This is a genomic window from Stenotrophomonas testudinis (assembly GCF_024499815.1).
Taxonomy (GTDB): Bacteria; Pseudomonadota; Gammaproteobacteria; order Xanthomonadales; family Xanthomonadaceae; genus Stenotrophomonas.
Genome location: NZ_JAMOKY010000002.1, coordinates 60,110 through 72,690, shown reverse-complemented (window position 1 = coordinate 72,690; position 12,581 = coordinate 60,110). Strand labels below are relative to the sequence as shown.

Genomic DNA, 12,581 nt, shown 5'->3' with positions numbered 1-12,581 from the left:
TCAGGCTGCGTTGCGCTCGGCCTGGCGACGGGTCAGGTCGTTGAAGCGACCAAGCGACATCAGGTGCTGGTGAATCAGAGCCAGCCAGCCGCTGCGGTGCCATTCGACGACCGTGACGTCCGGCAGCGCGACGAACTTCTCCACGTCCACCACGAAGAAGCCATTGAGGTTGAACTCACGACCATCGGGCAGGCGGATGGTGGCGTTGCGTTCGACCAGCAGATTGTTTTCCAGCAGCGCCTTGGAGAAGGCCTGGGTCTGTTCGTGCTCGCGGGTGAACTGGCCGCAGAATTCCAGCGCCTGCTGCACCATGTCGGTAGCCTTGCCATCAACGAACAGCGGCTGGCCTTCTTCGCCGCCACGCACGATGCGCGGGCTATCTTCGTCGATGCCCAGCAGGAAGTCATTGTCCTTGCCGGTATCGATGAAGATGAAGGGGTGGCGACGCAGGTAGGCCGGGATGTAGGTCTCATCCGCCCACAGGCCATCGGTGATGAACAGGTTTTCGGTGGTGATGCCGACGGCGGCCATCGGCACGGCGGTCGGGCCGGCGAACAGAATCGGGAAGTGGTGCAGCGCCAGGGAGAATTCGCCGAGCACCAGCGGGATCGAGTTGCTGCCTGCAGCGAACTCCAGCTTGCCCGGCAGGATGCGCACATCGGCATGCACGTCGGCCTGCAGCGGCACCGGACGGGTGTAGAACAGGGGCGCGCCGCTCTGTGCAGCTTCGGTGGTGGTGTCGCTGGTGGTGGTCATCGTCAAAGCCATGTCGAACATGCACGCCTGCCATCCCGGGCGCGCCAGCGGGAACAACCTGAACCCCGCATTATCAACAAGCCGGATGGCAAGAGCCACCCCGACGCGAATTTATTTCAGCTGCAGCGGGTAGCGTTGCCACAGCACGTGGACCAGGAAGCCGGCAAGCTCGGTGTCGCGGGCACTGACGGCCGCGCGGATCTTGTCCAGCAACACCATGTCGCTGCACGAGCGCACATCGGCGTGGTTGGCCTGCCCTGCCCTGCGCGCACGGTAGCGCGCAGCCCGCTGCGCATCGCTCATTGCGTACCCGAACTTGGGTGGCCGACCGCGCTTGCGCGGCAGGGTCAGCTCCAGGGTTCCGGGGTCGTTGTCATCACGCATGGCGGGTGCGATCGGCAGCAAATCAACAGGGGGTGCGCAATTTATCGTGAGGCATCACTTTAATCCAGCTTTTTCTGCAGTTTTGCTGCATTGCAGCGCGGGCCGGCGCGCATCATCCCACTCGCACATTGTAGATCCACGCCATGCGTGTTTTGCGCATGACACGCGCAAAACACGCTCAAACAAAAGAGGAAGCCCGCGAACGGACTCCCTCTGCCTTGCATCACGCAGCGCGCACCGGCTCGTACCCGTGCAGATGCGCTTCACTGCTGGCGCGCCCCTGGCTGAGCGAGCGCAGCGATGTGGTGTACCCCACCAGGTTGGCCAGCGGTGCAAAACCACTGACCTCGGCACGACCTTCCTGGTCGTCGATGCGAGCGATGCGGCCGTGGCGACGGTTGAGGTCGCCCACCACATCACCCACCGAGGCCGACGGCGAATGCACCGTCACTGCCATCACCGGCTCCAGCAGCTGCGTACCGCCCGCGACCAGGGCGGCCTTGATCGCCTCGCCGCCGGCACGGTGGAAGGCCATCTCCGAGGAGTCCTTGGCATGGGTTTCCCCATCGACCAGGCTGATCTCGATGCCCACCACCGGATGCCCCTGCGGCCCGGACGTCAGCGCCGCACGCACACCCTTTTCCACCGCAGCGATGAAGCCGCGCGGCACCACGCCACCGACGATGCGGTCGTTGAACACGACCTGGTCGTCGTCGCGCGGCACCACGTCCAGCACCACATGGGCGAACTGGCCCTGGCCACCGTTCTGCTTGGAGACCCGGCCAACCACGCCGGACAACGCGCGCAACGGCGTTTCCTGGTAGGCCACGCGCGGCGCGCCCACGCCGACACCGACCTTCCATTCGCTGCGCAGCCGCTCGACCATCACCTCCAGGTGCAGCTCGCCCATGCCCCAGACCAGGGTTTCACCACTGTCGCGCTCGGTCTCCACCTTGAACGACGGGTCCTCCTGGGCCAGGCTGGCCAGGCCCTGCGCCATGCGGATGAGGTCGGCCGCGCGTGCCGGCTCCAGCCGCCAGGCCAGTACCGGCGCCTGCGACTGGATGCTCTCCAAACGCAACGGCTGCCCTCGCCCGCTCAGCGTTTCACCACTGACGGCATCCTTCCAGCCCAGTACCGCGACGATATCGCCGGCCACGGCCTGCTCGATGTCGTGGGTCTGGTCGGCCTGCACGCGCACCAGCCGGCTGACGCGGCGCCCCTGCGGGTGATGCGAACTGGCAATGGCATCGCCCACCTTCAAGGTGCCCGAGTACAGCCGTACGAAGCTCAATGCGCCGTGCTGCTGGTGGGTGATCTTGAACAGCAGGCCCGCCAGCGGACCGTCCGGGTCCGGCGGCAGCGACACCTCAGCGTGTTCCGCTTCGGCAGTGACAGCCGGGCGATCCAGCGGCGACGGCAGGTAATCGACCACCGCGTCCAGCAGCGTTTCGATGCCTTTGTCCTTGAAAGCCGCGCCCGCCAGCACCGGCACGCCGGCACCGGCCAGCGTGGCCCGGCGGATCGCCGCGCGCAGCATCGCCGCATCGATCGCCGCACCCTCCAGCCACGCCGTGGCCAGCACGTCGTCATGGTCGGCCACGGCCTCGATCAGCGCCTGACGCTTCGCCTGCCACTGCACGCGCTCGCCTTCGACCCAGGGGGTGATGGACGCCGCAGCGCCGTCATGCCAGCGCAGCACGCGCTCGTCGACCAGGTCGACCCAGCCATGGAAGTCGCTCTCGCTGCCCAACGGCACACCCAGCGCCCACGGCCGCGCCTGCAGCTTGTCCTGCAGCTGCTCCAGCACACGCTCAAACGATGCGCCGACGCGGTCCATCTTGTTGACGAAGGCAATGAGCGGCACGCGATGCCGGCGCGCCTGGCGCCACACGGTTTCCGACTGCGGCTGCACGCCGTCGACGGCCGAGAACACGGCCACGGCACCGTCGAGCACGCGCAGCGAACGCTCGACTTCAATGGCGAAGTCGATGTGACCGGGGGTGTCGATCAGGGTCAGCCGATGCGGCGGCAGATCGCGCGGCGCCCACTGCGCCTGCACGGCGGCCGCGCCGATGGTGATGCCGCGTTCTCGCTCGATCGCCGAGAAATCGGTGGTCGCATTGCCGTCGTGCACTTCGCCGACGCGATGGATCTCGCCGCTTTTCCACAGCAGGCGTTCGGTCAGCGTGGTTTTACCGGCGTCGATGTGGGCAATGATGCCGAGGTTGCGACGGCGGGAAAGGACGTGGGTATTCATGAGATAGGTTCCTGCAAAGCCAACTTCAGGGGCCGCGCACCTCGGTTGGCGACAGGGCGCGCGGCTAGCGTTCGGTATCGGCGATCTGGTGCATGGCACGTTCTCCTCGGTGTTGCGGGTGGAATGAAATGGCGGAAACAAAAAGAGCGCCCCGAAGGGCGCTCTGTGGATGGTCCATCGATGGCCGGATCAACGGCCCCGTGGCACTCCAGGCAGACACGCCCGTTCCGCGCTTGCGCGGGTCAGGGTGTAAAACTTCAGGAGCGGCATCCGGTTCATGGGGCGCATTCTAGACCTGTGGTTCCTGCGCGCAAGTGGCTATTGCACGCATGGATGGAACGATGAGGCTTGACGGGGTCAGAGCCCTTGGCAAAGCCAAGGGCTCTGACCCCTGCAGCGAGCCTCACTCGCAGCCGTTGATCCGGCGCGCCTCAGCCACAGTCGCAGCATGGTCACCTGTCACCGACACCCAGTCCTTCAACGGGTACTGAGGATCGACCTCGCCACGCTTGGGCGAGTCGTACATGGTTATCTCGGTCCAGCTGCCCACCGCACCCAGCTCGGCCAAACGTGCAGCCTGATCCTCATCACTGCTGAAGGTGGCGCCCGGCTTCGACGGCTTCGCAGTATTCACCGTTGCCGTCTTTAACGCGCGTACGCGCAGCGCGCCACCCGGCATGCGCTGGCTGATCACATCGTAGCGTTCAGTGCCGTAGGCCCACGGGCGCTCGGCATGGCGACGCACTTCACTGCCATCGTCAGCCACTTCAACCGAACCATCTGCCAGCCCGACAATGGCTGCGATACCGCCGTAGCCGGCCATCATGGCCTCGTAGCCGACCATCTGGCGCTTCTCCAGCGGCAACTCGCTGGCCGCAGGCTTCATGCCCGGCAGTTTGAGATAGGCCGACTTCTTGCAGAGCAGCAGCACGCGCTGATCGCCCCAGGCCATCATCATCGCGCCACCGGTGAAGTAGTGCGTGGTGAACACATCGGGCGTGGCGCCTGCGCGGCTTGCATGCCGCGTTTCGATCGACGTGGCCTGGTCGGCCGCCTTCTCGATCGACACCGTGCGGGTGGAGGCGGCATGCGCGGTGCACGCCGTTGCAGCCAGCCAAACCAGCAGTGCAGCGCGGGGGAAATGGTGCTTCATGGGGGTCAGTCCGTTGAGAAAAACGAGCCGCCAATAATACGTCGCGATGCGACACGACGCTTTACCGCATCAGGTCACCACCACCAGCGGCACACCCCGGCGCGGATGCTGCAGCACCACCACATCCTGCTGGTATACGCGCTGCAGGTTCGCTTCGGTCAGCACCTGCGCAGGCGTGCCGTCGGCCGCCACCCTGCCCCGCTCCAGCAGCACGATGCGATCGGCGTAGCCGGCTGCAAGATTCAGATCATGCAGCACCACGATCACGCAGGCGCCTGCTTCGGCGCACGCGCGCACGCTGCGCAGCGTGCGTTCCTGGTGCCGCAGATCCAGCGCGGCGGTCGGCTCATCCAGCAACAGCAGCGGCGTGTCCTGCGCCAGCACGCGCGCAAACGTGGTTCGTGCCGATTCACCGCCGGACAACTGCTGCACTTCGCGCAGACGCAGCGCCTGCAGCTCGGCGGCGTCGATGGCGGCTTCTACGCGCATATCGTCCACCGCGGGATCCGGCGGATGTGGCAGCCGCCCCATCGCCACCACTTCTTCAACGCTGAAGGCGAAGCGCACGCCATGTTCCTGCGGCATCACCGCGCGTTCGCGCGCCAATGGGCCGGCCTTGTAGCTGCGCAATGGCGCGCCATGCAGCTGCACTTCGCCAACATCGGGCCGCAGATCGCCAGCGGCCACCGCCAGCAGGGTTGACTTGCCAGCACCGTTCGGTCCGACCAGCGCGCTCACCGTGCCCGGCGCGAAGGCCAGGCAGATGCCATGCAGGATCTCGCGCTGCTGGCGGCGCACCACCACATCGCGCAACTGCAGGAAATCGCTCATGGCGTGTCCTTGCGGCGCTGCTGCAGCACCAGCCACAGGAAGAACGGCGCGCCCAGCGCGGCCGAGAATAGGCCCAGCGGAATTTCCGCCGGCGGATCCAGCGTGCGCGCGGCGGTATCGGCAATGACGATCAGCAGCGCGCCCAGCACGCCCGACACCGGCAGCAACCAGCGATGGCCCGGGCCAACCAGCAGCCGCGCCATGTGCGGCACCACCAGGCCGACGAAACTGATCGAGCCGGCAAATGCCACCGCCGCACCCACCAGCAACGCGCTGAAGGCCACCAGCATCCGTCGCGTACGCGCGACATCCAGACCCAGGTGCTGCGCCTGGCGCTCACCCAGCGCCAGCATGTCCAGCGGCATGGCCAACCGCAGCAGCGCGAACACGCCGATGGCGAACAGCGGCACCACGGCGGCCACGTCCGCCCAGTTGGCCTGCGCCAGCGAGCCCATCTGCCAGAACACCAGCGACTGCAGCAGGCTCTCGCTGGCGATGTAGGTGAGGAAGCCGATCAGCGCCGAGCAGAACGCCGCCATCGCAATGCCCACCAGCAGCAGCGTCGCATTGCCACTGCCCTTCCCCGGGCGCGCCAATGCGTAGGTCAGGCCGATGGCCAGTGCGCCACCGCCAAATGCAGCCACCGGCACCAGCCAGTCCGCTGCGCCTGCCGCCCCCAGGACGATCGCCGCAACGGCGCCCAGCGCCGCGCCCTGGCTGACGCCGACGATGCCGGGGTCGGCCAGCGGATTGCCGAACAATCCCTGCAGGCTCGCACCGGCCATCGCCAACGCCGCCCCCACCATGGCCCCCAGCAGGGCCCGCGGAATGCGCAGCTGCCACACCACGGCGAGGTCGCGGCGGCTGACCGCCTGCGGATCGACCAGGCCCAGTTTCACCCCCAGGGCCTGCAGAACATCCAATGGCGGCAGGCGCAGCGGCCCCATCGCGAATGACGCCAGCACCGCGCCCACCAGGGCCAGCAGTGCCACCAACAGCATCACCCGCCCGCGACGGCGGCGCCGATCAGCCGGACTCATGCCGGCGGCAGCGCCGCCAGAGCCTTGGCCAGGGCCAGTGCGCCCGCGCCGGTGCCGACGCTGGTGTACTTCAGCTGCACATCGGGCATCACCCAGACCCGATTGGCCGCGCCGGCCGGCGTCTGCTTCAGGGTCGGGTAGGCTTTCCACAGGCCTTCGGCGCCACCAAACTGCTGCAGGTCGTGCTCGGTCACCAGGATCACCTCCGGTGCTGCGGCGATCACGCCTTCATTGCTCAGCTGCGAGTAGTTCTTCACCCCGGCCTCGCTGCCGATGTTGACGCCGCCCGCCAGGGCGATCATCTCGGCCGAAGCGCTGTCTGCGCCGGCCACGGTCGGACTGCCGCCGCCACCGGTGGCCGACACGTGGATCACGCGCGGCGCATGCGCCAGGCCCTTGCCCAGTGCCGCCGCCTCATCCAGCTGACGCTGCACCTGGGTCGCCAAAGTCTGCCCGGCATCGGGCAGGCCCACGGCGGCCGCGACCTTGCGCACCTTGTCCGGCGCCGGCTGCAGGTCGTCGATCACCACCGCCGACTCGCCCACCTCGCGCAGCTTGCCAGCCAGCACGGTGTGGCGGCGCAGACTGTTGCCGAGGAACAGCGAGCCATGCAGGCTCACCACGCCCTCGACGCCGGTGGTGCGGTTGAACAGGAACTGGTGCGGCGCGGCCTGGCCGGCCTGCGTGGTGGTGTTGGTCGGCGCGGCAAACACCTGCTTGCCCAGGCCGAGCGCCTCGAGCACGGCAATCACATCGTCACCGCCGGCGATGATGCGGCTGGTGTCGGTCACTTCGGCGTCGGCGCCATCGTCAGAGCGCACGTTGGCCGGCAGCACCGGCACCTGGCCGGTCAGGGCCGGCAGATCGGTGCCCGCCACGCGCTGCCAGCCGGCAGGCAGTTCGGTGGCCGCCGTGGCGACTTCTGCGGCGGGCGCAGCGGCGTCGTTGGCCGCAGGCGGCGCAGACGTGCCGCCACAGGCGGCCAGTGCCAGCGAGACGGCCAGCGGAAGCGCGCACAGGCGCAGGCGGGAAGCGATGTTCATGCAGAATCTCCTTGCTGGCCGGGCGAAGGCGCTGCCCTCGCCCGGCGCGTGGGTTACGGCTGGCGCAGGGTGATGCGGGTGATGCGGTCGCCCTTGGCATCGTCGGCGCCGCGCGACTTGTTCACCGCGAACACGCTGCCCTTGCCATCGGCGCGCACATGGTTGGGGAAGGTGCCGCCATCGAGGTTGCCGACCACCTTGCCATCGCGATCAACGACGGTGACGGTACCGGCGCCGCGGTTGGTGACATAGGCCAGGCCGCTATTGTCATCGAAGGCGACGTTCAGCGCACCGGCACCGACCGGCACGTCGTGCACGACCTTGCCGCTGGCGACGTCAACGATCAGCAGGTTGTCGGTGCCCTGCGAGGCCACGTACAGGCGGTTCTGCTGCGCATCGAAGGCGACGCCCGAGGCGCTGATCGAGTTGCCCAGGTCGATGACCTTGTCAACTTCGCCGGTGGCGACGTCGATCACCGCGGCTTCGGGCGTGCCGATGCTGACGGTGAACAGCTTCCCGGCCTTTTCGTCCAGCACCAGGCTCATCGGGGTGAACTTGCCCTCGTCGACGCCCGACTCCAGGGTGATCGACGGCAGTTCCTTCAGCGTCGTGGCATCGAACACCGACAGGTGGTCTTCGCCGGTGGCCGAGGCAAACACCTTGCCGTGCGTGCCATCCACCACGACGTCGCGCGCATGCGGCACGGTGTCGACCGGGAACTGGTGGACCAGCGACAGATCCTTCTGGCGATAGACCGCGATCGAGTTCTGGCGGGTGTTGGTCACCCAGACGTTGCCGTTGGTGTCATCCACGCCCACGCCATAGACCGCGTACACCGCGCCATTGGTGGTGCCGGCGACCTGCGCCGGGGTGATCGCCTTGGTCACCTTCAGGGTCTTCGGGTCCAGCTTCAGCAGCTGCGACTGGGTGACGGGTGGACGGCCGACCGAGGAGGTGACGAACACCGCGTTGCTGGCGGCGCTGTAGGCCGACTGGTACAGGCCCGGTACCAGCTTGTTGGACTGGGTGGCGAACTGCTGCTGGCCCGACAGCGGCAGCTGCGGCGAGACGCGCAGCTTCAGCACGGTGGCCGCCGACGGCTGGCTGGCGCGGACGACCACCGGGTGCGTGCCCGGCACGGCATCGGCGGGAATCGCCAGCTGGGTCTTGAAGTTGCCGTCGGCGTCGACCACCAGCGGCTGCGCGTTGAGCACGCTGTCACCGCGCACCAGGATGACCAGCTGGCCCGGCACGAAGCCGCGGCCGATGACCTCGGCCGTGCTGCCGGGAACGACGTTCTCGCCGCGCGAGATCACGGTGCCCTTGAACGTGGCGCTGGCGGGCTGGTCGAACACCGGCTGCGCGGTGGCGGTGACCGCCAGCAGCAGGCCGGCGGCCAGGGAGGTCAGACGGAGGGACGGACGAAACGACATGGAAGGCTCCTTGCACACGTAGGCCGCGCCTCGTGGCGCGGGATTCATCGGTTGCCTGGGCCGCTGCACGTCGGCAGTCACGCCTGGGTAGTGGGGTCGCACGGCCACGCCGTGCGGGGATTCATTGGGCGGCGTTTGCGGACGGCGGCGCCTTGCCGTCCTCCACGCTGCGGTCGGTCACGCCGTACAGCTCATGCAGGGCCGCGTGGAACGACGCGGGCAGCATCGGGCCGTGGCCGAGGCCGGGGAATTCACGATACTGCACGCTCAGGCCGGGCACCTTGGCCAGGCGCGTGGACAGCTGCATGGCCGCATCCGGGGTGGCGCCCCCAATGCGGCGCAGATGTGCGACCACGCGCGGGTTGCTCATGTCACGCTTGCCGCGGTCGCCGACGCGCTCGGCGCCGCCCAGCATCAACCAGACTTTTGCGGGCTGGCCATGCACGTTCTGCACGAACTGCTGCTCCGGGTCGCCCAGGGCGGCGCCCTGGCTCCACCACAGCGACGGGCTGGCCGACAGATAGGCCTGGAACGCGGCGGGTCGGGTGTACAGCGCATTGAGCACGAAGAGGCCGCCCAGCGAGTGACCCCACAGCGATTGCTGGCGGGTGTCGATGCGCGCGCGGCGCTCCACTTCGGGCTTGATGCGGCGCTCGATCAGGTCGAGGAAGACGTCGGCACCACCGCCGACGGCCTGGGTGGTGCCGCCCTCGTCATCGGCGCGGTCGATCCATGCGGTGTAGTCCAGGGTACGGGCCGGCGAGTCGATACGCAGTTCGTTGTCGTAGCCGATCAGCACCAGCACTGGCGGCGCCTTGGTGGCGGCCAGTTCGGCCAGCATCGGCTGGTCCAGCACCATGGCGACGGCGTTGCCATCCAGTGCGTACAGCACCGGCGACGGGGTCCTGGAGGCCTTTGCCGGGATCGCCACGTTCACCCGCCAGCGGCGCTGCTGGTCAGGGCTGGCGATCACGAAACGTTCGAAGCGGTAGCTGGATGCCGGTTCGTCGAGCACGGTGCGGCCCATCAGCTGCTGCGGATTGCGCTGCTGCGCATGAGCGTAGGGCGTGGCCATCAGGACCCCCATCATCAGGACCCCCATCATCAGGGCGGCCAGGCAGCCGAAGGAGCGTGCGGAAAACATCATGGGTGACGGATGCGGCGGGCGCCGCCGCCTCTTCATCAAGGGACCGCAGTCTACCTTAAACGCGAATGATTATCACATCGATCACACGTCACGCTGTGTATCGCGCGCGACCCAGGGGCCGTGCGCCAGTTGTAGCGCCGGGCCGCGCCCGGCGACCACGCCACGCAGGGACTCAGCCGAATTCCGGCGGCACCGGGCCGTACTGGTTTGCAGCCGGCGTGCCCGGCAGCAGCGTGAACACGAAGATCACCAGGCCGCCAAACGGGATGAAGGCCAGCAGGTACAGCCAGCCCGACTGGTTGCAGTCGTGCAGGCGGCGCACGGTGACGGCGATGACCGGCAGCAGGGTGGCCAGCCAGAACAGGACAAACAGGATGATCGACGCGATGCCCAGGCCATCGGACTGCATCACCAGCGCGGTGATCATCGGCACCATCAGCACCATCGAGACGATCAGCATGAACAGCTGGAACATCCAGTATTCGCGACGATTGGCACGACCATCGAACTGGGCGTAACGCTTCAACGGCAGGATGAGCTGGTCCATGGCAGGAAAGTCCCTGGGAAAAGAAGGCGCGCAGTGTGCCAAATGGGCAGACATACAACAATTCCACTCCATCACCCAGCGCCGCTGATGCAGGCATACTGCATCCATGCATACGCCGCCTCGCCCCGCCCCACCACGGCGCTACGCCGCAGCTGCACTTGTGTGCGCAATGACACTGTGCGCGACAGCCTGCACTGCTGATCGCGGCGACCGCACCGGCTTCGATGGTGTGCAGATCACCCCCTGCCCCGACAACAGGCACTGGAGCGCCAGCTGGCCGGGGTCACCGCGCGACTGAGGGTGGCGTTTCCAGAAACCTATGCAGGCCGCCGCGTTTCCTGCGATCCGCTGCAGGTTGTCGTGCTGCTGAAAGGCGACACCCGCTACAGGACGCGCACGATGCAGTGGCCGCGCGGCGGCATTACCGTCAGCTTCGTTTCAGGCAGCCTGTATTCGAGCAAGGATCTCAGAACCATCCTTGGCGCCCGGACGTTGGATCGATGGTTGCCGGATCCGGATGGCATGTCTGTCGACGCGGTGAACGGCCAACTGGAGGTGGGTGCAGCGGGCGATGCCAAGTTCACGCGCTACCGGGCCGCAGCGCGTGAAGCGGAGAAAGCGCTGGGCGTGCCGATCGTGGTCAAGCGAAAACGGGGCACGTTCCGATTGTAGAGTCAGCGGCCTTTTGCCGCCCTCGCCGCCTCACGCTCTGCGCGCAGACGGTCCAGCTTTTCCTTCAACTTGATTTCCAGCCCGCGCGGCACCGGGTTGTAGTACACCCGCTCGCCCATCGCGTCCGGGAAGCCCGTCTGGTCCAAGGCGATGCCACCTTCGGCATCGTGGTCGTACTGGTACTCGGCACCGTAGCCGAGCTCCTTCATCAGCTTGGTCGGGGCATTGCGCAGGTGCAGCGGCACCTCTTCGGTACCGCTTTCGCGCACGTCGGCCTTGGCCTGGTTGAAGGCCGCGTACCCGGCGTTCGACTTGGCGGTGCTGGCCAGATACAGCACCAGCTGCGCGAAGGCGAGCTCACCCTCGGGGCTGCCCAGCCGTTCGTAGATGTCCCAGGCTTCCAGCGCCATGCTCTGCGCGCGCGGATCGGCCAGGCCGATGTCCTCGATGGCCATGCGGGTCAGCCGGCGCGCCAGATAGGACGGATCGCAGCCGCCATCGAGCATGCGCGTCAGCCAGTACAGCGCGGCATCCGGGTTGGAGCTGCGCACGGATTTGTGCAGGGCCGAGATCTGGTCGTAGAACTGCTCGCCGCCTTTGTCGAAGCGGCGCGTGCGATCGGCCAGTACCTGGGTCAGGGTCTGCGGCGTGATACAACCGCCCTCACCGCCCGCCAGCTCGGCGGCGATTTCCAGCAGGGTGAGCGCGCGACGCACATCGCCGTCGGCAGCCGTGGCGATTTCCAGCAGCAGCTCAGGCGCCACCTCGATGTGCTCTTCGCCCAGGCCGCGCTCGCGATCACCCAGTGCGCGCTCCAGCGCCTCGACGATGTCAATGGGCGAAACGCCTTCCAGCACGTGCACGCGGCAGCGCGACAACAAGGCCGAGTTCAGCTCGAAGGACGGGTTCTCGGTGGTGGCGCCGACAAACAGGATGGTGCCGCGCTCGATGTGCGGCAGGAACGCATCCTGCTGCGCCTTGTTGAAGCGATGCACTTCGTCCACGAACAGCACGGTGCGTCGGCCTTCGGCGAACCGCTGCGCCGCCTCGGCCAGCACCTGGCGCACTTCCGGCAGGCCGGACAGCACGGCGGAGATGGCACGGAATTCGGCGTCGGAGTATTCGGCCAGCAGTAGGGCCAACGTGGTCTTGCCGCAGCCCGGCGGACCCCACAGGATCATCGAATGCACGCGGCCGGATTCGACCGCGCGGCGCAGCGCGCTTTCCGGTGCCAGCAGGCGCTTCTGCCCGACCATTTCGTCGAGGGTGCGCGGGCGCATGCGCTCGGCCAGCGGGCGCAGATGATCCCGATCGA

At 67.5% G+C, this 12,581-nt stretch carries 12 protein-coding genes; 1 reads left to right on the top strand and 11 read right to left on the bottom strand.

The annotated features are described in order from the left end of the window. The 10 genes from NQ204_RS01730 to NQ204_RS01685 form a co-directional block, all read right to left on the bottom strand. Nucleotides 1-756 carry a SapC family protein gene (locus NQ204_RS01730; RefSeq protein ID WP_256642893.1) on the bottom strand — a complete coding sequence of 252 codons (756 nt, stop codon included), beginning with the start codon at nucleotides 754-756 and terminating at the stop codon, nucleotides 1-3. A 111-nt stretch (nucleotides 757-867) separates the two neighbouring features. Continuing rightward, nucleotides 868-1,140 carry a hypothetical protein gene (locus NQ204_RS01725; protein WP_079221882.1) on the bottom strand — a complete coding sequence of 91 codons (273 nt, stop codon included), beginning with the start codon at nucleotides 1,138-1,140 and terminating at the stop codon, nucleotides 868-870. Between the two features lie 223 nt (nucleotides 1,141-1,363). Continuing rightward, nucleotides 1,364-3,400, bottom strand: a complete 2,037-nt coding sequence (gene fusA, locus NQ204_RS01720; protein WP_256642892.1) for an elongation factor G — start codon at nucleotides 3,398-3,400, stop codon at nucleotides 1,364-1,366. Nucleotides 3,401-3,803: 403 nt separating this feature from the next. Continuing rightward, nucleotides 3,804-4,553, bottom strand: coding sequence for a hypothetical protein (locus NQ204_RS01715; RefSeq protein ID WP_256642891.1), 750 nt, complete (start codon nucleotides 4,551-4,553; stop codon nucleotides 3,804-3,806). 69 nt (nucleotides 4,554-4,622) lie between these two features. Beyond that, the gene (locus NQ204_RS01710; protein ID WP_116863791.1) at nucleotides 4,623-5,384 is read right to left on the bottom strand and encodes a heme ABC transporter ATP-binding protein; all 762 of its coding nucleotides are present in this window, start codon (nucleotides 5,382-5,384) and stop codon (nucleotides 4,623-4,625) included. Beyond that, nucleotides 5,381-6,424 carry a FecCD family ABC transporter permease gene (locus NQ204_RS01705; RefSeq protein WP_256642890.1) on the bottom strand — a complete coding sequence of 348 codons (1,044 nt, stop codon included), beginning with the start codon at nucleotides 6,422-6,424 and terminating at the stop codon, nucleotides 5,381-5,383. The genes NQ204_RS01710 and NQ204_RS01705 overlap by 4 nt, the downstream gene beginning before the upstream one ends. Continuing rightward, complete coding sequence (locus NQ204_RS01700) at nucleotides 6,421-7,467, bottom strand: heme/hemin ABC transporter substrate-binding protein (RefSeq protein ID WP_256642889.1); 1,047 nt, start codon at nucleotides 7,465-7,467, stop codon at nucleotides 6,421-6,423. Before NQ204_RS01700 ends, NQ204_RS01705 begins: the two co-directional genes overlap by 4 nt. A 53-nt stretch (nucleotides 7,468-7,520) precedes the next feature. After that, on the bottom strand, nucleotides 7,521-8,900 hold the full coding sequence (locus NQ204_RS01695; RefSeq protein WP_256642888.1) for a YncE family protein: 1,380 nt from the start codon (nucleotides 8,898-8,900) through the stop codon (nucleotides 7,521-7,523). 121 nt (nucleotides 8,901-9,021) lie between these two features. Beyond that, the gene (locus NQ204_RS01690) at nucleotides 9,022-10,047 is read right to left on the bottom strand and encodes an alpha/beta hydrolase (RefSeq protein WP_256642887.1); all 1,026 of its coding nucleotides are present in this window, start codon (nucleotides 10,045-10,047) and stop codon (nucleotides 9,022-9,024) included. A 172-nt stretch (nucleotides 10,048-10,219) separates the two neighbouring features. Next, nucleotides 10,220-10,594 (bottom strand): DUF805 domain-containing protein, encoded by a 375-nt coding sequence (locus tag NQ204_RS01685; RefSeq protein WP_256642886.1) that lies wholly within the window; start codon nucleotides 10,592-10,594, stop codon nucleotides 10,220-10,222. Between the two features lie 300 nt (nucleotides 10,595-10,894). Here NQ204_RS01685 and NQ204_RS01680 point away from each other — a divergent pair, with 300 nt between their 5' ends. Next, entirely contained in the window at nucleotides 10,895-11,266 is a 372-nt protein-coding gene (locus NQ204_RS01680; RefSeq protein WP_116863785.1) for a hypothetical protein, read from the top strand. A 2-nt stretch (nucleotides 11,267-11,268) separates the two neighbouring features. Here NQ204_RS01680 and NQ204_RS01675 read toward each other — a convergent pair whose 3' ends face one another. After that, the gene (locus NQ204_RS01675) at nucleotides 11,269-12,546 is read right to left on the bottom strand and encodes a replication-associated recombination protein A (protein ID WP_256642885.1); all 1,278 of its coding nucleotides are present in this window, start codon (nucleotides 12,544-12,546) and stop codon (nucleotides 11,269-11,271) included. Nucleotides 12,547-12,581: the final 35 nt, after the last annotated feature.

Bases quoted from the DNA above. Each gene is read 5' to 3' on its own strand.
- NQ204_RS01725 (WP_079221882.1), bottom strand. From the start codon at position 1,140: ATGCGTGATGACAACGACCCCGGAACCCTGGAGCTGACCCTGCCGCGC.
- NQ204_RS01705 (WP_256642890.1), bottom strand. From the start codon at position 6,424: ATGAGTCCGGCTGATCGGCGCCGCCGTCGCGGGCGGGTGATGCTGTTG.
- NQ204_RS01690 (WP_256642887.1), bottom strand. From the start codon at position 10,047: ATGATGTTTTCCGCACGCTCCTTCGGCTGCCTGGCCGCCCTGATGATG.
- NQ204_RS01695 (WP_256642888.1), bottom strand. From the start codon at position 8,900: ATGTCGTTTCGTCCGTCCCTCCGTCTGACCTCCCTGGCCGCCGGCCTG.
- fusA (WP_256642892.1), bottom strand. From the start codon at position 3,400: ATGAATACCCACGTCCTTTCCCGCCGTCGCAACCTCGGCATCATTGCC.
- NQ204_RS01675 (WP_256642885.1), bottom strand. From the start codon at position 12,546: ATGCGCCCGCGCACCCTCGACGAAATGGTCGGGCAGAAGCGCCTGCTG.
- NQ204_RS01730 (WP_256642893.1), bottom strand. From the start codon at position 756: ATGACCACCACCAGCGACACCACCACCGAAGCTGCACAGAGCGGCGCG.
- NQ204_RS01685 (WP_256642886.1), bottom strand. From the start codon at position 10,594: ATGGACCAGCTCATCCTGCCGTTGAAGCGTTACGCCCAGTTCGATGGT.
- NQ204_RS01710 (WP_116863791.1), bottom strand. From the start codon at position 5,384: ATGAGCGATTTCCTGCAGTTGCGCGATGTGGTGGTGCGCCGCCAGCAG.
- NQ204_RS01700 (WP_256642889.1), bottom strand. From the start codon at position 7,467: ATGAACATCGCTTCCCGCCTGCGCCTGTGCGCGCTTCCGCTGGCCGTC.
- NQ204_RS01715 (WP_256642891.1), bottom strand. From the start codon at position 4,553: ATGAAGCACCATTTCCCCCGCGCTGCACTGCTGGTTTGGCTGGCTGCA.